This is a genomic window from Chitinophaga sp. GbtcB8, from assembly GCF_019091455.1.
Lineage (GTDB): Bacteria > Bacteroidota > Bacteroidia > Chitinophagales > Chitinophagaceae > Chitinophaga.
This window is the reverse complement of sequence record NZ_JAGXJN010000018.1, coordinates 64,742-86,957: the sequence shown is the minus strand read 5'-3', so window position 1 is coordinate 86,957 and position 22,216 is coordinate 64,742. Positions and strand designations below refer to the sequence as shown.

17 protein-coding genes are annotated in these 22,216 nt (G+C 49.2%); 7 read left to right on the top strand and 10 right to left on the bottom strand.

Annotated features, from left to right (window positions below; all coding sequences use genetic code 11):
• Positions 1–128 precede the first annotated feature (128 nt).
• Positions 129–617: a metallophosphoesterase gene (locus KVT36_RS16965; RefSeq protein ID WP_089913497.1), complete on the bottom strand. Its 489-nt coding sequence runs from the start codon at positions 615–617 to the stop codon at positions 129–131.
• Between the two features lie 148 nt (positions 618–765).
• On the opposite strand from KVT36_RS16965, the gene purU reads away from it, so the two are divergent.
• Positions 766–1,635: a formyltetrahydrofolate deformylase gene (purU, locus tag KVT36_RS16960; protein WP_217604665.1), complete on the top strand. Its 870-nt coding sequence runs from the start codon at positions 766–768 to the stop codon at positions 1,633–1,635.
• 84 nt (positions 1,636–1,719) lie between these two features.
• Here the strand turns inward: purU and KVT36_RS16955 are convergent, their stop codons facing one another.
• Entirely contained in the window at positions 1,720–2,322 is a 603-nt protein-coding gene (locus KVT36_RS16955; protein WP_217604664.1) for a hypothetical protein, read from the bottom strand.
• A gap of 56 nt (positions 2,323–2,378) precedes the next feature.
• Between KVT36_RS16955 and KVT36_RS16950 the strand changes: the two genes are divergently transcribed.
• Positions 2,379–3,200, top strand: coding sequence for a CHAD domain-containing protein (locus tag KVT36_RS16950; RefSeq protein WP_217604663.1), 822 nt, complete (start codon positions 2,379–2,381; stop codon positions 3,198–3,200).
• 4 nt (positions 3,201–3,204) lie between these two features.
• Here KVT36_RS16950 and KVT36_RS16945 read toward each other — a convergent pair whose 3' ends face one another.
• The 7 genes from KVT36_RS16945 to KVT36_RS16915 form a co-directional block, all read right to left on the bottom strand.
• Positions 3,205–5,628 carry an ABC transporter permease gene (locus KVT36_RS16945; protein WP_217604662.1) on the bottom strand — a complete coding sequence of 808 codons (2,424 nt, stop codon included), beginning with the start codon at positions 5,626–5,628 and terminating at the stop codon, positions 3,205–3,207.
• A 116-nt stretch (positions 5,629–5,744) separates the two neighbouring features.
• Positions 5,745–6,722, bottom strand: coding sequence for a formimidoylglutamase (gene hutG, locus KVT36_RS16940; protein ID WP_217604661.1), 978 nt, complete (start codon positions 6,720–6,722; stop codon positions 5,745–5,747).
• An 11-nt stretch (positions 6,723–6,733) separates the two neighbouring features.
• A complete protein-coding gene (hutI, locus tag KVT36_RS16935) occupies positions 6,734–7,960 on the bottom strand; it encodes an imidazolonepropionase (RefSeq protein WP_217604660.1) in 1,227 nt (408 codons plus the stop codon).
• A gap of 29 nt (positions 7,961–7,989) precedes the next feature.
• Entirely contained in the window at positions 7,990–9,663 is a 1,674-nt protein-coding gene (gene hutU / locus KVT36_RS16930; protein ID WP_217604659.1) for a urocanate hydratase, read from the bottom strand.
• Positions 9,641–11,209 carry a histidine ammonia-lyase gene (gene hutH, locus KVT36_RS16925; protein ID WP_217604658.1) on the bottom strand — a complete coding sequence of 523 codons (1,569 nt, stop codon included), beginning with the start codon at positions 11,207–11,209 and terminating at the stop codon, positions 9,641–9,643. The genes hutU and hutH overlap by 23 nt, the downstream gene beginning before the upstream one ends.
• Positions 11,210–11,222: 13 nt before the next feature.
• Entirely contained in the window at positions 11,223–11,726 is a 504-nt protein-coding gene (locus KVT36_RS16920; protein WP_217604657.1) for a MarR family winged helix-turn-helix transcriptional regulator, read from the bottom strand.
• Between the two features lie 217 nt (positions 11,727–11,943).
• On the bottom strand, positions 11,944–12,333 hold the full coding sequence (locus tag KVT36_RS16915) for an SET domain-containing protein (RefSeq protein ID WP_217604656.1): 390 nt from the start codon (positions 12,331–12,333) through the stop codon (positions 11,944–11,946).
• A gap of 134 nt (positions 12,334–12,467) precedes the next feature.
• Between KVT36_RS16915 and KVT36_RS16910 the strand changes: the two genes are divergently transcribed.
• Positions 12,468–13,337 (top strand): bestrophin family protein, encoded by an 870-nt coding sequence (locus KVT36_RS16910; RefSeq protein WP_217604655.1) that lies wholly within the window; start codon positions 12,468–12,470, stop codon positions 13,335–13,337.
• Between the two features lie 60 nt (positions 13,338–13,397).
• Positions 13,398–14,774, top strand: a complete 1,377-nt coding sequence (mgtE, locus tag KVT36_RS16905) for a magnesium transporter (RefSeq protein ID WP_217604654.1) — start codon at positions 13,398–13,400, stop codon at positions 14,772–14,774.
• Positions 14,775–14,844: 70 nt separating this feature from the next.
• Here the strand turns inward: mgtE and KVT36_RS16900 are convergent, their stop codons facing one another.
• On the bottom strand, positions 14,845–15,372 hold the full coding sequence (locus tag KVT36_RS16900; RefSeq protein ID WP_217604653.1) for a histidine phosphatase family protein: 528 nt from the start codon (positions 15,370–15,372) through the stop codon (positions 14,845–14,847).
• A gap of 106 nt (positions 15,373–15,478) precedes the next feature.
• Here KVT36_RS16900 and KVT36_RS16895 point away from each other — a divergent pair, with 106 nt between their 5' ends.
• The 3 genes from KVT36_RS16895 (at position 15,479) to KVT36_RS16885 (ending at position 22,204) form a co-directional block, all read left to right on the top strand.
• Positions 15,479–17,851, top strand: a complete 2,373-nt coding sequence (locus KVT36_RS16895) for a prolyl oligopeptidase family serine peptidase (RefSeq protein WP_217604652.1) — start codon at positions 15,479–15,481, stop codon at positions 17,849–17,851.
• 272 nt (positions 17,852–18,123) lie between these two features.
• Positions 18,124–19,962 (top strand): glutamine--fructose-6-phosphate transaminase (isomerizing), encoded by a 1,839-nt coding sequence (gene glmS / locus KVT36_RS16890; protein WP_217604651.1) that lies wholly within the window; start codon positions 18,124–18,126, stop codon positions 19,960–19,962.
• A gap of 40 nt (positions 19,963–20,002) precedes the next feature.
• Positions 20,003–22,204 carry a DUF4954 family protein gene (locus tag KVT36_RS16885; protein WP_217604650.1) on the top strand — a complete coding sequence of 734 codons (2,202 nt, stop codon included), beginning with the start codon at positions 20,003–20,005 and terminating at the stop codon, positions 22,202–22,204.
• Positions 22,205–22,216: the final 12 nt, after the last annotated feature.

Sequence of the window (22,216 nt, the reverse complement as noted above, 5' to 3'; positions counted from 1 at the left end):
GCATCAGTGCTCTTTGCATTTAGGGGAGGGTTTATTTTTAACCATCGTACTGCCCAGGCCAGCCAACAATACAATTTAGAGCTTTCAGCAGTGAATAACAGCTTATTAGCTAATAGTTAATAATCAGGCTATTTAATTTCTATTACTTCCAGCTGTTGGATGTTGCCCGCATGCAGCTCAAACCGCACCAGCGTTTTTACTTTATGCCAGCCCTGCAAACCGCAGGCTCCGGGATTAATGTGCAGCAGCTGCAGGGCAGGATCAGGAATTACTTTCAGAATGTGGGAATGCCCGCAAATAAATAGTTTGGGCTGCTGCTGCAACAGCTGCGCTTTTACGCCGGGCGCATATTTGCCCGGGTAACCGCCTATATGGGTCATGAACACTTTTACGCCCTCTACCTCAAAATGCAGGTTTTCAGGGTAACGGATACGGATATCCGCGCCGTCAATATTGCCATACACAGCCCTGAAAGGTTTAAAGGCTTCCAGCTCATCGGCCAGGCCGGTATTGCCGATATCACCGGCATGCCAGATCTCGTCTACATTCTCAAAATGTTTGAACACCTGCGGATGCAGGTAGCTGTGGGTATCTGAAAGAAGGCCTATTTTTTTCATGCTTGCTGTCCTGGAAAGCAAATCTAACAAAAGTCAATGGCCCTTTATATAAATGATCGATAGTCCACAGTCTGCGATCCCTGGACCCTGGACTATGGCCTGTGGACTTTTCTTATTATTTTACATATCCATAAAAGCTACTATTTACATGCATCCATATACCGATATCACCGGCCGCCTATTGATCTGCTGCCCTGACCGTCCCGGCATTGTGGCGGGGGTATCCCAGTTCCTGTACTCCCATGGCGCCAATATCCTGGATGCCAGCCAGCACAGCACCGATCCGCGGGAAGGCCTGTTCTTTATGCGCATGGTCTTTCACCTGGAAAATACCAGCATCAGCCGGGAGCAGCTGGAGGCCGATTTCCGGGAAAAGGTGGCTTTACCCCGGCATATGGAATGGCGTATTGACTATACAGACCATCGCAAACGGATGGCCATCATGGTATCCAGATATGACCACTGCATTATGGAGCTGCTGTGGCGCTGGCGCAGCGGGGAGCTGGAAGTAGATATTCCTGTAGTGATCTCTAACCACAATGATCTGCAAAAGCTGGCAGCCGACTTTGATATTCCCTTTCATTACCTGCCGGTAACCGCGCAAAACAAAGCGCAGCAGGAACAGCAGGCCATTACGCTGTTACAGCAGCAACAGGTGGATTTCATTGTGCTGGCGCGTTACATGCAGATCTTATCGCCTGATTTTGTGAAAGAATTTCCCGGCCGCATCATTAATATCCATCACTCTTTTTTACCTGCCTTTGCAGGCGCACGCCCTTACCTGAATGCCTATACGCGGGGTGTAAAACTAATTGGCGCTACCGCGCATTATGTTACCAACGACCTGGATGAAGGGCCCATTATTGAACAGGATGTGGCCCGTGTAAGCCATAAACATGCGGTAGATGACCTGGTGCTGCTGGGACGCGATATTGAAAGGCAGGTGCTTACCCGTGCAGTAAAAGCACATATTGAAGACCGGGTAATTGTGCACGGCAACAAAACCATCGTATTTTAAAATAAAAAAGCAAAAATTAAAAAGAACAAACGGGGATGATTATCCGCTGCTCCTCTTAATTTTTGCTTTTTTACTTTTTACTTATTACTCTGCTTTACTTTTAATAAACTTGCCTAACGCTTTACCGGCATCTGCATAAGCTTCTGCAATACGTACGCCGGTATCAAAGTCATATCCACCAAACACACGGCCCTGTGCCTTTTCAACGGATATTTTAGCAACTGCCTTATCCGGGCTGGCCGTTTCCACAATCCATACTTCAGCATCCATAGAAGCATTCTTGCGCCATACGCCTACGTTAAAACCCGGTTCAATAAAAGTGGTTTTAAAGATCAGCGTGTACTTTGCGCTTTTGTTATGCACAGACTTTATGCCGCCATACTCATTAAACAGCTCTGCAAACTTGGGCTCGTAACGGGCTTCGCGGTCCTCTTTCCAGGCTTTGGCCCAGGTATCGCCACGGCCGGCCTCTTTGGAGTTATACTCCGTGGTTTTCTTCTGGATGTAGTCGGCTTCATTATCAAACTTGCCCACTTTCAAACCATCGTACGTAAACTCCGTGTTAATTTCTGTTTGTCCCTTGAGTGCAGACAGGCTGCCTTCTGTTACTTTTAATTTCTGGGCACTTGCGGGTGCTGCTAACGCAGCTACCAGTAATGTAGCTGCCAATACGGGGATTAATTTCATGACAATTGGGGATTTTAATTAGGTAGCAAATATATGTTAACTTTAGAAAGCTGACCATGATGTGGGAAACTTTATATCATTACCTGGATACGCAATGTGCTACCATAGCGGATCTGCTGCCGGCCATCGGCAAAAAGGCCGCCCCGGATCACGTGCACAAGCTGCGCACCTCTATAAAAAGGGCACGGGCCTGCCTTACACTGATCAAACAATTCAGCAGTAAGCAGTTCAAAGGGAAACGCTATGCTAAGCTCCTGAAAATATTACAACAGGCGGCAGGCGCGCTGCGCGATCTGCAGCTGCAGCAGGAAAGCTTACGGCAATACACTAAAAAGAGCCCGCAACAGTACCGTTTTTTTAAAGCACTGTTAAAAGATCATGCCCGGCAGGCCAAAGAGCAGGCCCAGGCTACTATACAGGCCTTCCCCCAGGCTTTTATTAAAAAGCTGCGTAAACAGCCGGCACAATTACCACACCTTTCCCATAAACAGCTTAGCAAACATTTACAGGAGCAATATGCCGCCATTGCCATACCTGCGGGCCATATAGCAGCGGAGAAATGGCATGATCTGCGTAAAGAGATCAAACGCCTGCATTACCAGCTGGAAATATCGCAGCCCTTGTTTGAAGGATCTGCAGCGTTGCCCGTTATGTTACAGTTCACAGACGAAGCAGGCAGCCGCTTAGGCAGCTGGCACGACCTTCTGGCGCTGCAGCAATTCATACGCAACAGCATGCAGCTAATGCACAGCGAGCAAATTGCCCCGCCGCGCGGTATAGATGGTTTATTGAAACAGCTGGCCGCAGATACGCAACAACAGCTGCAACATAGCAGGGAATGGATAAAGCAAAAACCAGGAGTACAATGGTCTAATTAATATGCTATTCCGTGCGCAAACTTTTCACCGGATTGGCTACGGCTGCTTTTAATGCAGAATGCCCTACAGTAAGCCATGCAATCAATACAGAAGACAGCAGCGTAATAATAAAGAATCCTACCCCAAGGTTAATCCGGAAAGTATACTGCTGCAGCCACTCCTGCATGCAGTACCAGGCTATTGGCGCAGCTACCAGGAATGCAATGGTAATAAGTATGGTAAACTCGCGGGATAACAACAGCACAATATTACCGGCAGATGCGCCCAGCACCTTGCGGATGCCAATTTCCTTTTTGCGCCGCGCTGCCATAAAAGATACCAGCCCGTACAAACCCAGGCAGGATATAAAGATGGCCAGACCTGCAAATATTTTAAAAAGCTGTGAAAGCTGGTTTTCCTGTTTATAATAATCCGCTACTGTGTCATCAACAAAATTGTAGTCAAACGCATAATCCGGGAACACTTTGTTCCAGACCTTTTCTATGGCAGCTATGGCCACCCTGGTTTTACCGGGCGCTATTTTAATGTTGGTCATGCGGTAAGATCCTTTTAAAGTGGTCATTACCACCTCACTCACAGGATCGCGAAGAGAGCTGATATGATAGTCCTTTACTACGCCTACAATAGGCCAGGGGTGGCGGCTTGCCGGTGCTGCAATGAGCTTGCCGATGGCATCCTGCGGGTTGCTGAAACCCAGTTTTTTCGCCAGGCTTTCATTCACAATAAACTCCCGTACAGTATCTGAAGCAAAATAAGTACGCCCTGCCAGCAGCTGCAGTTTGTAAATATTAAAATAGCCGGTATCTGCCGGCTTCATATTCACGATGAGATCTGCCTTACCGGTATTATTGGTACCCAGGCGCAGTTCTGTAGCCCAGCCGGCACTACCCACCGGTGCAAAGGCGCTGAAACTTACGGCCTGTATGCCCGGCTCCTGCATTAACAGGTTGTGCACCAGTGTTAATTTAGCCTGGCTTACACTGTCCTGCGGAAAACCTGCATTTATAACCGCTTCTTTATTAAAACCCATATCTGCATTGCTGAAATAATTCAGCTGGGAAACCACTACCAGCGTGGCAATGATCAATACCTGCGCAATTACGAACTGCAGGATCACCAGTCCCCTGCGGAGTGTGATACCTTTTGTTTTTTCCACGCTGACCCTGTTCTTAAGCACACTAATGGGATTAAAACCAGAGAGCACCAGCGCCGGGTAAAAGCCGGACAACAGGGTTACCACCAGCCAGGTGCATAGTATAAACCCAATAATAGCAGGACTAAATAATAAATTCAGCGGCATTTTAATTTCCAGCAGCCGGTTTATAAAAGGCATGCAAATAACAGCCACTATAACAGCGACTGCAATAGCAATAAAACAGGTAATACCCGTTTCACCAAAGAACTGTGCTATCAATTGCTGCCGGTTGCTGCCCAATGCCTTGCGCACCCCTACTTCCCGGGAACGGTTAACAGCATTCGCAGTTGAAAGATTTATAAAATTAACACAGGCAATAATAAGCAGGAAAATACCAATAAGGCTTAATGCAGTGATGAGCGCTGTGCTGAAAACGCGGTGATTGAAATTATCAAAACGTTTATCAAAATGGATCTCTTTCAGCGGTTGCAGCATTAGCTCATAACCGGCATCAACCGGTACGTATTTGCTTAAGAAAGCCGGCAGCAGCGCATTCACACGCGCTTCAGTAATGTTGGCACGCAGCTGCACAAAACAATAATGATCATCCCACAGCTCCACCCAGCTCTCTATATTTTTTCCTGCTATCGCTTTGATGGTGGCATGGGATATAACTACACCTAAAGGAAAATCCGTATTGGATGGCGGATCATTAATAATACCTGTAACCCTTATAGGCAGGTTGTACACTTTAAAAACCCTGCCCATGGCCTGTTGCCAGCTACCAAAATATTTTGTGGCGATTGCTTTTGTAAGCACTGCCGTATTTGTTTCGCTAAGGACATTAGCGGGATTACCTGCAATAATGTTGAAATCAAACATGCTGAAGAACTGCGGCTCTGCAAAGAAAACACCAATAGGCTCTTTAAACTTTTTCACGGTTTCACCTGCAGCGCCGGTAACAATTACCTGCACATCCCGGTCGCCATAAATAGCCGCCGACCTTTCTACCTGCGGAAGCTCTGCTCTTAATGCTGCTGCCAAGGGAAAAGAGGCCGTAGCGGAATAGCCACCCTGTTTATTCATTCTTACCACCCGGTAAATATGCTCTTTGTTGGCATGAAAAGTATCAAAGCTTTTCTCATATGCCAATACCAGGAAGATCAGCAGAAAGGCGCTAAACCCTACCACCAGTCCTGTAATATTCACAAAGAAGTGGGTCCTGTTACGCAACAGGTTGCGGAAGCCGGTTTTGAAATAGTTGTTGAGCATAACAGCCTGCGCAACGAACACAGTGCCACTTTGATATTTATATGAAAATCAATGGAGTACAACTGCTAAATAATGCGCTCACTGTCCGGTTTCAATACAAAATGTCCGGAAACGAACAACGGTGGACCAGGGATCATTCAATTCGTAATTGCCTCAAACACCAGCGCTGCTCCCAGCTTTGCCGTGCGGTTATCAATATCAAATGCGGGGTTTAGTTCTGCAATATCCAGGCCGGCCAGCTTACCGCTTTGTAATAACAGCCGGTAACATTCCATAAAAACGCCGCCGGGTAAAATGCCGTTATAAGCGGTAGCGCTTACACCAGGCGCAAAAGGCGCGGCAAATACATCCAGGTCAATGGTGAGGTAGATCTTATCTACCTGTTGCAAGAACTGTGTGATGGCTGTTTGGAGGGTGGTTAGATCCTGCATCTGAAATACCGATGCCGGAATAATTTGCACACCCAGCTCCCGCGCTGTGCGAAATAGCTGCTGCGTGTTGCTATGCATTTGAATGCCTAAGGCCAGGTAATGAAAAGGCTTTTCCTGCAACCTGCAATCCTGCGCCAGCTGCCAGAAACCGGTGCCGGAGCTGGGGCCTTCCTCAGCGGGAATGCGCAGGTCAAAGTGGGCGTCAAAATTAATTAACCCGGTCTTTTGCCCCGGAAAGGAGTGATAGATACCACGGGCATGCCCATACGTAATTTCATGCCCGCCGCCCAGTAAAATGGGAGTATAACCTGCAGCGTGCAGCTGTTGTACGGCATCGCTTAGTGCGCCCTGTGCTGCTTCCAGGTTTTGATCAGGGCAAACAATATCTCCTGCATCCAGTAATACAAGCTGCTCATTAAAATGTACCGGCAGGTTAGCGCAGGCCTTACGCAAGGCCATTGGCCCCTGGGCAGCCCCTACCCTGCCTTTGTTACGGCGCACTCCTTCATCACAGGCAAACCCTAACAGCGCTATGCCTTGCTGGCCGGGTTTTAAGGAAGGCAGCTGTAAAAGATGCACCGGTTGTACACGCTGATGCCATCTTAATACATCCGGGTCCGTGCCGTCAATGCGGCCGGTCCATACATTTGCAGCGGTGGGTTGGTAATAGTTGCCTGCTGTCATTTATGTGTTGTTTATTGGATCAGGATACCGGCCTTCCATACCAGCTCCGGTTTTAGCTTACCCTGGTAATATAGTATATCACGGTAATCGGCAGTGGCATAAGCCTGTATATCTGCTGCATATTGCGCTTCCAGCTGCCCAACCTGCGTAAGCTGTAAAGCGGGTGCAGCCCGTACAGTTAATGCGGCCAGTGTTTCTGCCATGGATAAATGCTGGGCGGCGCTTAGTACAGCTGCCTGTATCAGCAGGTCGCCCATAGGGGCAGAGCCGGGGTTCCAGTCGCTGGCGATGGCCAGGCTGGCGCCTGCATCCAGCAGCTTGCGCGCCGGTGCGTAGTGCATGCCTAAACCCAGGGAAGCGCCGGGTAATACTACGGCAGTGGTGTTGGAAGCAGCCAATAGTGCAATTTCTTTTTCAGTACTGGCTTCCAGGTGGTCGGCAGACAGGGCGCCGGCTTCCACAGCTACAGCGCTGCCACCGGCGCTGAACTGGTCTGCATGCACCGTAGCGGCAAATCCCAGCTGTTTGGCAGCCAGTAAAAAAGTACGTGCATCCGTTGGCGTAAAGGCCGTTTCTTCAATGAAAATATCCACCCGCTTAGCCAGCTGTTCTGCCTGTATTACGGGTAATAGCTCTGCCAGGATCCAGCTTAAATATTCAGCCGGGGCACCCTTATAATCTTTGGGCAGCATATGTGCTGCCAGGCAGGTAGGTACCAGCGTAGCAGCGGTATGCAGGGAAGCGCTTTGTATGGCCTGCAGCATTTTGACCTCATTCACGAGATCCAGCCCGTAACCGCTTTTCACTTCAATGGTAGTAACCCCCTCCTGTAAATGACGGTTGGCGCGGGCTACGGTGTTCTCTGCCAAAGTAACATCATCGGCTATACGGGTTTTCATTACTGAATCCCATATACCGCCGCCGGCACGGGCTATTTCCAGGTAGCTTTTCCCGGCAATGCGCATAGCATAGTCGCGGTTGCGGTTACCATCAAAACAAATATGTGTATGGCAATCAATAAAACCCGGCAGCAGCACCATAGGCTTGTCAATAAAATGTACTTCACATTGCGGATATTGCTGCTGCAAGATGGCAAAGCGGCCAACGGCAGTAATAGTATCACCGGTTATGAGTATACCGCCCTTTTCTATCAGCGGCAATCGCTCATCCTGCAAAGGGCCTTTTAACGGCAGCCCGCTCATGGGCAATATCTGGGAAAAAGGGCCTATCAGTAACATGTAAAAAAGTTTAGGTAAAGACTCAGGTACTAATAAATACTGATCCCGAATTTATCTCCCCACTCCTGCGCTTTTTCATAACCTGCATCTGCATGGCGGAAAATGCCCATAGCAGGATCATTGAACAGTACGCGCTGCAGGCAGGCAGCTGCACGGTCTGTACCATCTGCTAATACCACCATACCTGCATGCTGGGAGTATCCCATGCCTACGCCGCCACCATGGTGGAACGATACCCAGGTAGCGCCACCTGCTGTATTAGACATCAGGTTCAGCAAAGGCCAGTCGGATACCGCATCAGAGCCGTCTTTCATAGCTTCTGTTTCCCGGTTGGGAGAGGCTACGGAACCACAATCCAAATGATCGCGTCCTATTACAATGGGCGCTTTTACTTTGCCGGTACGTACCAGCTCATTAAAGATCAGCCCTGCTTTTTCACGCTCACCCAAACCCAGCCAGCATATGCGGGAGGGTAAGCCCTGGAAGGCAATTTTTTGCTGCGCCTGTTGTAACCAGCTAATGAGCGCGGTGTTCTCCGGGAAGGCTTCCATCAGCGCACGGTCGGTAGTATAAATATCTTCCGGATCACCCGTTAATGCTACCCAGCGGAAAGGTCCTTTACCTTCGCAGAACAAAGGACGTATATACGCCGGCGTGAACCCCGGGAAATTAAAGGCCCTGGCTTCTCCGCCTGCTTTGGCAAACTCGCGCAGGTTGTTGCCGTAATCAAATGTTACCGCACCCTTATCCTGCAAGGCCAGCATATAACCAACATGGCGGGCCATGCTTTTTAATGAGCGCTGCTCATAGGCCGCGGCATCTTTTTTACGCAGCGCAGCAGCTTCCGTTAAAGAAAGGCCGTTGGGTATGTAACCATTCAGCGGGTCGTGTGCAGAAGTTTGATCAGTAAGTATATCAGGGATAATGTTATCGCGCAGCAGCTTTTCCAGCAGATCACCTGCATCGCTTACCAGCCCTATAGAAAGCGCCTGCCCTTTGGCTTTAGCTTCCTGCGCCCATTGTATGGCTTCTTCGTAAGAGTGCGTCATGCGGTCAATGTAGCGGGTATCCAGGCGTTTCTGAATACGTGCCGGGTCCACATCTGCACCCAGTAACACTGCACCGGCCATGGTAGCGGCCAGTGGCTGAGCGCCCCCCATACCACCTAAACCGGCTGTTACTAACAGCTTACCTTTCAGGCTGCCATCAAAATGCCGGCGCCCGCATTCCACAAAGGTTTCATAGGTGCCCTGTAAAATGCCCTGCGTACCTATATAGATCCAGCTGCCGGCTGTCATTTGCCCAAACATCATTAAACCTTTTGCACGCAGCTCGTTAAAATGTTCCCAGGTAGCCCATTTAGGCACCAGGTTACTATTGGCCAGCAATACCCGCGGCGCCTGTGCATGCGTACGTACAATACCTACCGGCTTACCGGATTGTATAAGCAGCGAATGTTCTTCATCAAGCTCCAGCAGCAGCTGTATGATCTTTTGCAGGGCTTCGCGGTTACGGGCCGCCTGGCCTATGCCGCCATACACCACCAGCTCATCGGGGTTCTCTGCTACTTCGTGATCCAGGTTATTGAGCAGCATGCGCAGAGGCGCTTCTGTTTGCCAGCTTTTAGCATGCAGCTGTGTGCCGCGGGGCGCTTTATAATGCGGGTGTGCCGCGTAGGTGTTAATAAAGTCCGAACTGGTCATGATGAATACCGTTTAAAGTTAATTGATGCTGTAAAGCCGCTTCATTGGCTACACGCACCAATGATTGATTGGTGACGATGGTATGTAAGGCTTGTATATCATAAGCAAATACACGGTCCTTTTTGGCAAAGCTTACCTGCTCCCGCGTAAAACGGTGGCAGGCTTCCAGTATGGGACCGGATTGTAAGGGGCGGCGGAAATCCACGGCCTGCGCGGCATACAGCAGCTCTATAGCCAGTATGTATTCCAGGTTGCCTATTACCTGGTGCAGCTTACGACCGCTGATGGAGCCCATGGATACATGATCTTCCTGCCCCAGGGAGGTAGGCACGCTATCTGCGCTGGCAGGGAAACACAGCGTTTTATTTTCTGTGACCAATGCAGCTGTAGTGTATTGCGGGATCATAAAACCGGAGTTCAGGCCGGCATTTTCAATCAGCAGCTTAGGCAGGCCATAACGTCCTTCTATCATCATATAGCTGCGCCGGTCTGAAATATTGCCCAGCTCCGCAGCCGCTATGGTGGCATAATCCAGCGGTAAGGCCATGGGCTGCCCGTGAAAGTTGCCGCCACTGATGGTATCATCTGCACTAAAAATAATCGGGTTGTCCGTTACCGCATTCAGCTCAATGGAGGTAAGCTCCAGCAGGTGCTTCCAGGCAGTGCGCGATGCGCCGTGCACCTGCGGCATACAACGCAGGGAGTAAGGGTCCTGCACACGGCCGCAATCCACATGCGATGCCATGATCTCCGAATTTTCCAGCATTACCTTTAAACGGTGCGCCACCAGCTGGTTACCGGGGAAAGGACGGAGAACGTGCAGGCGCGGATCAAACGGCTTGGCGGTGCCCATTAACCCTTCCAGCGACATAGCGCCAATAATATCCGCTGCTTCCAGCGCATAATACAATCGCTCCAAAGCCTTTACTGCAAAGGCTAAAATAAACTGCGTGCCATTGATCAGGGCCAGGCCTTCTTTAGGGCCTAATATAACCGGTTCCAGCCCTTCCCGTTGCAAAGCTTCAGCACCGGTAATAGTTTGGCCTTTATACTTTACATGTCCCAATCCTATTAATGGAAGGAACAGGTGTGCAAGCGGTGCCAGATCGCCGGAAGCGCCTACAGAGCCTTTTTCCGGCACCAGGGGGGTAATGCCCTGTTCAATAAACCATATAATACGTTCCAGCGTGGCCAGTGCAATACCGGAGTAGCCCTGTGCCAGCGCGTGCACTTTGGTGATCAGCATCAGGCGGGCTATTTCATCCGGGATACTATCCCCTACGCCTACACTATGGCTTTGCAGGATGTTGTATTGCAAAGCGCGGGTATCCTCTTCGGAGATCTTGGTATCGCACAAAGGGCCAAAGCCGGTGTTAATGCCGTATACAATGGAATGCTGCGCTACAATGGTTTGTACATGTTCATAGCTGGCTTTTACTTTGGCCATTACCTGCGGGGTAAGTATGGCGGGTATGCGGCCGGCTGCTATGTCCAGCGCACGGCCTGCCGTTAGCTGGTCTATACCGTATCTGAAAGCTTCGCTCATAGTTTGGTGTATGTTATTGTTGTATGGGATGGGTTTGCACCAGTTCAGTTGTAATACGGGCCGACAAAGGCACCTGCTGCACCGCCTGTTCCACCTGCGCAATGGCGTCCAGGATCTGCCGGCTTTGTTTATGCGAAGCCGTTAGCTGTGTCATGGCGCCGGAAATGGCGGTCCATATAGGCTGTACCTGTTGCAGCAGGTCCTCTCCTTTTTTAGTAAGCATTACCAGCTGCCGCCGCCCGTCATCCGGGCAGGGAGCCGTTTTTACCAGTCCTTTTTTTCGCAGGCTGGTGACCATCTGGCTTACGGCGGAGTGGGATATTTCCAGTGTATCTGCGATGTCTATCAGGGGAACGGGTTGTTGCTTTGAGAGTACATAGAACACCGGGAACCAGCTGGCATCAAAGGGTATACCGGCCTGCTCGTATACCTTGTTCACTTCCATCAGGAAGTACTCGCTAAGCCTCCGTAAACGGCTGCCAAATACCAGGAAACCAAGAGATGGATAGAAGGACATGCTTTTAGCTTTTAGCGGTTAGCGGTTGGCAGTTAGCTTTTAGCGTTCGGCGTCAAGCATTCTGCATTAAGCTTTTTGCTTTCTGCTTTGCGCTTTCGGCTCCAAATTATATAAGCACTTATATATTTAGCTACAAATTTAGGGAAATTATCTTTCCGGCAAATTTTAATTCCGGCAGGCAGATAACTCCCCTTATAATTTTACGAAGCCCTTTATATTACTGGCGCTTCACATCAAACCATACCGGTGAAGTATTGTCTACTTCTCCATTATAGTTAATGCTTAGCTCCTCGCCTTTCTTGATCTCCCGGCGGGTAATGATGCTCATGGTTTCCGCATCAAAGTCCATCTCGTACTCACAATTGGGATCATAAGAGTGATTGTAGATAGAGCAAAAGCCTAAAGCCACACAGGAGCGGGTTTCCCGAACGCCCCATAAAAAAAGATAGTTGTGTAGTTTGGTTTTGTCTGCCTTTGCCGTATCATCAAAAGATAGTACGATCACGGGCGATGTTTCAATCCTGGTGCCGGCGGGTATCCTTTCTTTCGTAAAAACACCCCGGCCCTTTTTCTTTGTTTTTTCAATGTATAAATACGGCTTGATCATAGCGCTCGCTCTGTATTCTTGTATATGTTAAGAAGCGTAAAGTAAAGGTAAAGGAACAAGTTATCAAAATCAGGCGTAAAAATTTTAGGTTTGCGGCCGGAAAAGGATATTTTACCGTGTAAATAGTTAGTATAATGATCAATTATAATCCAAAGGAGTGGTTCACTTTTATCTTCCGCATACACCGGGCCGATACCGTGCGTAAGCTGGCGCCTATGTTCCTGGGCCTTAGCGTTTATGCCGGTATAATAGGCGCGCTGGAGCTGGAGGTATTTAACCTGCGCAGGTACACAGAGCTGCAACAGCTCTCCATTGTACACAGCCTGCTGGGTTTTGTGATCTCCCTGTTGCTGGTGTTCCGCACCAATACGGCGTATGACCGTTGGTGGGAGGGCCGTAAGCAATGGGGCGCTTTGGTGAATAACAGCCGTAACCTGGCTTTAAAGCTGCAGGCCATTTTACCGGTGGGCAATGATGCTGCCCGGGCCTATTTCCGCAGCATGATCCCTAACTATGCCTTTTGCGTTAAAAATCATTTAAGGAATAGTTTTGAACCGCAGGAGCTGGAAGCAGTGCCAGGCTTTACGCCGCAGCCCGGGCAGCATGTGCCCAACCAGGCAGCCGCTCATATCTTAAGCCGCATACATGAGCTATACCGGCAGCAGCAGATCAGTGGCGATCAGCTGATCACCATTAACCAGGAGCTGCAATCTTTCACAGACATTTGCGGCGCCTGCGAACGTATAAAGAATACGCCTATCCCGTTTTCTTACAGCGTGTTCCTGAAAAAGTTCATCTTCTTTTATGTAATGACCCTGCCCATTGGTTATGTGTTCAGTGTAGGGTACCTGATCATACCCATGGTGGTGTTCATTTTTTATGTGCTGGCCAGTATGGAGCTGATAGCGGAAGAGATCGAAGATCCGTTTGGTAAAGATGCCAATGACCTGCCTACGGATACTATCTGTGAAAACATCCGTAAGCACGTGGCAGAACTTATATAAAGGCCCGCTAACCACTAACCACTTTTTTTTATTTATTTTCGTTCAGATAGTTGATGGTCTATGGAAAATGAAGCCTTACTGGAAAAATTCAGCATGCTGGCAGATGAGCATAATCACCCGGAACTTCGTGTGTACCTGGATGATCAGCTTATTACAGATATAGCAGAGCTCATTTATGAGCTTCCTGAACAGGCTGATCTGATCTTCAATAATCTGTCTTTAACCCGTGCTGCCGCAGCTTTCAGGATCCTGGACTTTCCCCTGCAGGAAGAAGTGATCCGCAACCAGCCCGCCGCTAAAGTAGCGGAGCTGCTGAACGAGCTGCCGGCCGATGACCGCGCCGCATTCTTAGGTGAGCTGCCCAGTGAGGCCGTGAAAGAGCTGATCAAGCTGCTCACACCCGAAGAACGAAAGATCACCTTATCCCTGTTAGGTTACCCCGAAACCAGTGTAGGCCGTATCATGACGCCGGACTACATTGCCGTGCTGGAAGAGTGGAGCGTAAAACAGGTGCTGGACTACATCCGCGAGCATGGCAAGGATAGCGAAACCATTGACGTGATCTATGTGGTGGATGATAAAGGCAAGCTGATGGACGACTTCCGGATCCGGGAGTTCCTGCTGGTATCGCCGGATACACAGGTGCATACGCTGATGGATGACCGCTTTGTAGCCCTGCATGCCAATGATGACCAGGAAGAAGCCATCCAGACCTTCCGGGTGGAAAACCGTGTGGCCCTGCCGGTTATTGACGACCAGGGCATACTATTAGGCATTGTGACCATTGACGATATGCTGTGGATAGCCAATGAAGAACATACTGAAGATATTCAAAAGATAGGTGGTACCGAAGCCCTGGACGAGCCCTACCTGGATATGCCGCTGCTAAAGCTGGTAAAAAAACGGGTAGGCTGGCTGGTAGTGCTGTTCATTGGTGAAATGCTTACGGCTACAGCTATGGGATTTTTTGAGGATGAAATTGCCAAAGCCGTAGTGCTGGCCCTGTTTGTACCGCTTATTATTTCCAGTGGGGGCAACAGCGGCTCACAGGCCTCTACCCTTATTATACAGGCCATGGCCCTGGGCGAGATCTCTATTGCCGACTGGTGGCGTGTAATGCGCCGCGAGATCCTCTCCGGCCTGATGCTGGGCGGCATCCTGGGCCTGATCGGTTTTATGCGCATCCTGTTATGGAACTCCCTGTTCCATACCTATGGGGAGCATACTTTTCTCATTGGCACTACCGTAGGTTTTTCCCTGGTAGGCGTAGTATTATGGGGCACCCTTTCCGGCTCCATGTTACCCTTATTATTGAAAAGGCTGGGCGCTGACCCGGCTACTTCTTCCGCACCCTTTGTAGCCACCCTGGTTGATGTAACGGGACTGCTCATCTATTTCAGTGTAGCGTACGCGCTGATGCAGGGTATTCTGCTTTAATTAATAAAACTGCCGTCACCGTCATTGCGAGGCTGCGCGCACATCATTGCGAGGAACGAAGCAATGACGATTAATACTGCTGATGCAGCAAACGTACCGAATCACGGCGCTTATAAACAATAAAGAGATTACCGAACTGACTGTCTCCAATGGAATCCGGCAGCGGCTTAGCTTTCAGGGCATGCAGCATCGGTATGAGGGTATTGCTGTGGCCTACGATCAGTACACGTTTACCCCAGTCCTGGTGGCGGGTAATTTCATAAATGAGTGATTCACCGGAGCTATCCGCTTTGTAGAACACCGTATCCAGGTGCAGCTGCGCTACCAGCGGGTCGGCAGTTTGTACCGTTCTTTTATAGGGCGTAAAGTAGATCTTCTGTAAACCGGAATCTTTTAACAGCTCCAGGAGTTTCCGGGCCCGCTCCTCCCCTTCCAGCGTAAGAGTAGAATCTACCCCCGGATTCTTTTCAGCATGCCGTACCAGGAAAAAAGTACCGGTTAAAAAGGTGTTATCCTCTGTAACAGGCTCAGGCTGCTTTACAGGAGCGGTTTGGCAGGCCACTGCCAGCAGGAACAGTAAATATAAATGGTATTTCATCTGGCTATTGGTTTATAAATTACCCGGCACATAACCGCAGGTCAGGTACCGGTCTCATAGGATTATGTTTCCCCTTTTTATACTTTTAGCAAAATAAAACTCTGCTATGAGAAAATGGATGATCCCGGCCATTATTTTATTGAGCTTTGAAAATACCTATGCACAACAGGCGCCCGCCCTAACCGTGAATATGATCATGCGCGACCCGAAATGGATAGGTACCTCCCCTGATAATGTGTTCTGGGGCACTGATAATAAAACCATCTATTTTACCTGGAACCCGGAAAAAACGCTGTCAGATTCCCTGTACATGGCTACGGTAGATAATACTACCCCGCTTAAAACCCCTGCCCGCAACAGGGCTTTGCTGCTGGCACAATCCGGCGGCAGCTATAACCGGGACAAGTCTTTAATGGTGTATAGCTATAACGGCGACATTTACCTGCTGGAAGTAAGAACCGGCAATATACGCCGTATTACCAGCACCAATGTATATGAAAGCAACCCCCTGTTCAGCTTTGCAGAAAAGAAGATCGTGTACCAGCAGGAGCAAAACCTGTTTGCCTGGGATCTCAGCAGCGGCGTAACAGAGCAGCTCACCAGCTTCCAGAAAGGCAGCGCCCCTTCTGAAAGCCCCTCCAGCCTCAACGACCAGGAAGAATACCTGCATAACCAGCAGCTGGAGCTGATGCAGGTGCTGAAAGATGCCAAAGTAAAAAAAGACAGCGCCAAACTATTCCGTAAGGCACAGGAGCCGGAAAAGCTGCGCACCATTTATACAGCCGACAAGAACCATGAAAACACCATCATTAGCCCGGACGGACGTTTTATTACCTACCGCCTGTACCGCGGGCCTACCGGTGTGCATACTACCATTGTGCCCAGTTATGTAACAGAAAGCGGGTTTACAGAAGATATCTCCGGCCGCACCAAAGTAGGCGCAGCACAGGGTACCTTTGAAAGTTTTGTGTACGACCGGCAGCGGGATACCATTATTGCCATCCGCACAAATCATATACCCGGCATTACCGACCAGCCGGATTACCTGAAAGATTATACGAAAAAGAAGGATACCGTTAAAACGCCCAAACCCAGGCCCGTAGTGATCCATGGCCCTTACTGGTCTGATAATGGTACACATGCTATAGTTGACATCCGTTCAGAAGACAATAAAGACCGCTGGATCATGCTGCTGGATGCCCTTACCGGGCAGCTAAAACTGCTGAACCGCCAGCGCGATGAAGCCTGGATAGCCGGCCCCGGCATAGGCTGGGCAGGCCGCGCCAACCTGGGCTGGATAGATGAGAACACCTGCTGGTACCAGTCAGAGGCCAGCGGTTACGCCCATTTATACACTACCAATGTAAACACCCTGCAAACCAAAGCCATTACCAGCGGTAAGTATGAAGTGCAGGATGTGCAGCTGTCGCAGGATAAGCAGCACTTTTACATTGTAACCAATGAAGTACATCCCGGCGAAAAACAGCTGTACCGCATTAACATCAATGGCAGCAATAAAGAGCAGCTTACCCATAATAAAGGGGCGCATGAAATGTTCCTGTCGCCGGATGAACAGTGGATCGCTTACCGCTATTCCTATACTACCAAACCCTGGGAACTATATGTAGTAGCTAACAAAACCGGCGCGCAGCCCGTGCAGGTAACCAACCAGGCGCAATCTGCCGAATTCCGTGCTTACCCCTGGCGCGATGCGGAAGTAGTAACCTTCACTGCCCGCGATGGCGCTACCGTGTATGCCCGCCTCTTTACACCTGCTGCCGGTAAAAAGAATGGCGCTGCTGTAATATTTGTACATGGCGCAGGCTACCTGCAAAATGCACATAAATGGTGGAGCCAGTACTTTAGAGAATACATGTTCCATAACCTGCTGGCCGATAAAGGTTATACTGTGCTGGATATTGACTACCGCGGCAGCGCCGGTTACGGGCGCAGCTGGCGCACGGGCATTTACCGTTATATGGGAGGCAAAGACCTGGACGACCAGGTAGATGGCGCTCAATACCTGGTTACCCAGCAGGGCATTGATAAAAAACGTATAGGCATATACGGTGGCAGCTATGGTGGTTTTATGACGCTGATGGCCCTGTTCACCACGCCGGATGTATTTGCCGGCGGCGCTGCCCTGCGCTCTGTTACAGACTGGGCGCATTATAACCACGGTTATACCAGCAACATTTTGAATGAGCCTTTTACAGATAGTATTGCTTACCGCCGCTCCTCTCCCATTTATTTTGCAAACGGATTAAAAGGCCGCCTGCTGATGTGCCATGGTATGGTAGATGAGAATGTGCATTTCCAGGATATTGTACGGCTGTCGCAACGCCTTATTGAGCTGGGTAAAGATAACTGGGAGCTGGCCGTATTCCCGGTAGAAGATCATGGCTTTACTACCCCCAGCAGCTGGACAGATGAGTATAAGCGGATCTTGAAGTTGTTTGATGAAACTTTGTTACGCTGAAAGCCGAACGCTGAATGCTTACCGCTATTATTACACCCTTAATTGTAAAACGTGTTAAGCAGGTTAGGATTTGCACTTCACATTTTATGTACTACTTCTTAAACATAGTACTCAGCGTTATGCATTCGGCATTAAGCATTCAGCACTTTATCGCATTTTGCGTACTACTTTTTAAAAAAATTACAAAGCGTTCAGCGTTAAGCGTTCAGCATTAAGCATTTATTCGCTAATTCACAATTATTACGGATATTGCGTGCTAAAATTTAGCAAAAATGTGTGGAATTGTAGCTTATATAGGCAACCGTGAGGCCTACCCCGTTGTATTAAAGGGTCTCAAAAGACTGGAGTACCGCGGGTACGACAGCGCCGGTGTAGCCATTATCAACCACGGATTACACGTTTATAAGAAAATGGGCAAAGTAGCCGGGCTGGAAGATTTCCTGACCGGTAAGAACATGCAAAGCACCATTGCCATTGGCCATACCCGCTGGGCCACACACGGGGAGCCCTGCGACCGCAACTCCCATCCCCATGTATCCGGCGATGGTAAGCTGGCAATGATCCACAACGGTATTATCGAAAACTATGCACAGCTAAAACAGGAGCTGATAAAAAAAGGGCACGTTTTCCAGAGCGATACCGATACTGAAGTGCTCATCCACTTTATAGAAGAGATCCGCAACAGCAACCAGTGCTCAGTAGAAGAAGCCCTGCGCATTGCATTAAAAAGAGTGGTAGGCGCCTACGTGATTGTAATTGTGGATGAAGATAACCCGGATACCCTGATAGCCGCCCGCAAAGGCAGCCCCCTGGTAATAGGCGTAGGCAAGGGCGAACACTTTTTAGCCTCCGACGCTTCCCCTATTGTGGAGTACACCAAAGAAGTAGTGTATGTAAATGATTATGAGATTGCCATTGTAAAAGCCGATGAGCTGATCCTGAAGAACATTACCAACGAACGGCAAACGCCTTACATACAAAAGCTGGATATTGAGCTTACCGCTATTGAAAAAGGCGGTTACGATCACTTTATGCTCAAAGAGATCTTTGAGCAGCCGCAAACTATTTTCGACAGCCTGCGCGGCCGCCTGGATGCTAAGAACGGACAGCTGACCTTAGGCGGTATCCGCGATGAATATGCCGATCTGCTGAAGAATGCCAACCGCATCATTATCGTGGCCTGCGGCACCTCCTGGCATGCCGGCCTCATAGCAGAATATATGATTGAAGAGCTGTGCCGCACCCCGGTAGAAGTAGAATATGCATCGGAGTTCCGCTACCGCAACCCGGTAGTAGGTAAAGGGGATGTGATCATTGCAGTATCACAGTCCGGGGAAACGGCCGATACGCTGGTAGCCATTGAAAGCGCTAAGCAACAGGGCGCCATTATTTTGGGTGTATGTAACGTGGTAGGATCTTCCATTGCACGCCTTTCCCACGCCGGCGCCTATACGCATGCCGGCCCGGAAATAGGGGTAGCCAGCACCAAAGCCTTTACCGCACAGCTGGTGGTATTATGTTTAATAGGTTTGAAAGTAGCCAAAGAAAGAGGTACCATTACCCAGCAACGTTTTCAGCATTTGCTGGATGAGCTGCAGGACCTCCCTGAAAAAGTAGCCGCTGCTTTACAGCTCAATGAAAAAGTAAAAGCAGTAGCCGCCAAATATAAAGATGCCCGCGATTTCCTGTACCTGGGCCGTGGATACAATTTCCCCGTAGCGCTGGAAGGTGCGCTGAAGCTGAAAGAGATCTCTTACATACATGCAGAAGGTTACCCTGCTGCGGAGATGAAACACGGTCCTATTGCGCTGGTAGACGAAAACCTGCCCGTGGTATTTGTAGCCACCCGCGATAGTTATTATGAAAAAATAGTTTCCAACATACAGGAGATCAAAGCCCGCAAAGGCAAGGTGATAGCCATTGTTACAGAAGGCGATACCACCATTGCCGACCTGGCCGATGATGTGATAGAAGTGCCGGCTGCAGATGAGCTGGTGGCGCCGGTAATTTCCACGATCCCCTTACAATTGCTGGCCTATCATATAGGTGTACTGAAAGGATATGATGTAGATAAGCCAAGGAACTTAGCCAAGTCTGTAACAGTTGAGTAAACGGATCTTACTTCCTACTTATTCATCCCAAAAAAATTCCATGAACCACATTCAGAAAAAACCACTAAGCCAGCTGGGGTACCAATTTGTAGATGAAACCTCCCTACCCAAAGGAAAAGATGAATACTACCTGCGTAATGAGCAATGGGGCAAACGTAACGGATACCGCAAGCTGAACGCGCTTGAAATAGAAACCCTTGTACAGAACGATAATACCTCTGATGACTGGAACCAGATCTTTGTAGCCAACGAATTTGATGCCCGGCTGGTAAAACATTGCCACTTTTTTGGCATGGTACGTATTGGTAAGCTGGAGCCTTATTTCCTGGAATTTCATAACCTGCGTTTGCCGGTAGGTTTATATAACAGCACCATTTGCGCCTGCGATTTTGGTGATAACGTGGTAGTGCATAATGTGAATTTCCTCTCACATTACATCATCGGTAATGAAGTGATCATTGCCAATGTTAATGAAATGGCCACTACCGATCATTCTAAGTTCGGGAACGGTATTATAAAAGAAGGTGAGCCGGAAAATGTACGCATATGGCTGGAGCTGTGTAATGAGAACGGCGGCCGCAGTGTAATGCCCTTTGATGGCATGCTACCCGGCGATGCCTACCTGTGGACCCGCAACCGCGATGACGAAGCCCTGCAGGCGAAGTTCAAAGCATTCACTGAAAAACAGTTTGATAAAAAACGGGGGCACTACGGTTTGGTAGGCGACCGCAGTGTGATCAAAAATTGTAAGATCATTAAAGATGTAACCATTGGCACCGATGCTTACCTCAAAGGCGCTAACAAATTAAAGAACCTTACCATTAACAGCAGGGCCGGTGCAGCTTCGCAAATAGGCGAAGGCTGCGAGCTGGTGAACGGTATCATTGGTTACGGCTGCCGTGTGTTCTATGGCGTAAAGGCCGTACGTTTTGTAATGGCTTCCCATTCACAGCTGAAGTATGGCGCCCGTTTGATCAACTCTTACCTGGGCAACAATGCTACTATTTCCTGCTGCGAAGTATTGAACTCACTTATTTTCCCGGCGCATGAGCAGCACCATAACAATTCCTTTTTGTGTGCGGCCCTTATCATGGGGCAGAGTAATATGGCCGCCGGCGCCACCATTGGCTCTAACCATAACTCACGCGGCGCAGATGGTGAGATCATTGCCGGGCGCGGTTTCTGGCCGGGCCTGTGCGTAAGCCTGAAACATAATTCCAAGTTTGCCAGCTTTGCATTAATTGCCAAAGGCACTTACATGCAGGAGCTGCACATCCCTATTCCCTTTAGCCTGATCCTGAACAGCGAACATGATAATACACTGAAGATAATGCCCGGTTACTGGTTCCTGCATAATATGTATGCCCTGGCCCGTAACTCCTGGAAATATGTGGACCGCGATAAACGTACCGACAAAATCCAGCTCATAGAATATGATTACCTGGCGCCGGACAGTGTAGAGGAAATACTGGCCTCCCTGCCCATTATGGAAATGGCTACAGCACGGGCCTGGTATGCCGCACAGGGACAAACCACAGACCAGCTCAGCGAAAATGAGCTGCTGCAAAAAGGTAAGGAGCTGCTGTTACAACAACCGGAAGAAGTAGCCAAACTCACCATACTGGTACATGGTATGGAGAACAGCCAGCGCAAAGCACAGCTGCTGAAAGTACATAAGGCCTATCCCCTGTTCCGCGCACTGGTAGTGTTATACGGCATCAGGAATATATTAGCGCAGGGCATAGATTCTTTTGCCGCCCTGCAATCACTTGCCAAAACTGCCAAACGCGGCCCCTGGATCAATGTTGGCGGGCAGCTGATGAAAGCCTCCACGGTAGACGATCTGAAAACAAAGATCAAAAAAGGGAAGATCAGCAGCTGGGCACAGCTGCATGAAACCTATGAACAGCAGGGACAACAATATGCACAGGAAAAACTGGAACATGCAGTAGCCAGCCTCTTATACGTACAGGGCCTCAGCACCAGAACATTTACCGCTGAACGCTTTCAGCAAAACCTGGAACAATCTGTTACCACCATGAGCTGGATCACAGAGGGTATTTACCGCTCCCGTGAAAAAGATTACCAGAACCCCTACCGCAGCATGACCTACGAAAACAAAGCAGACATGGAAGCCGTAGTAGGCAAGCTGGAAGACAATAGCTTTATACAACAAACCATTACAGAGCTAAAGCAGTACAAGAAACAAGTGAAAGCGCTCGCAAAGAATTCGGGAATGTAAAATGTAAAATTT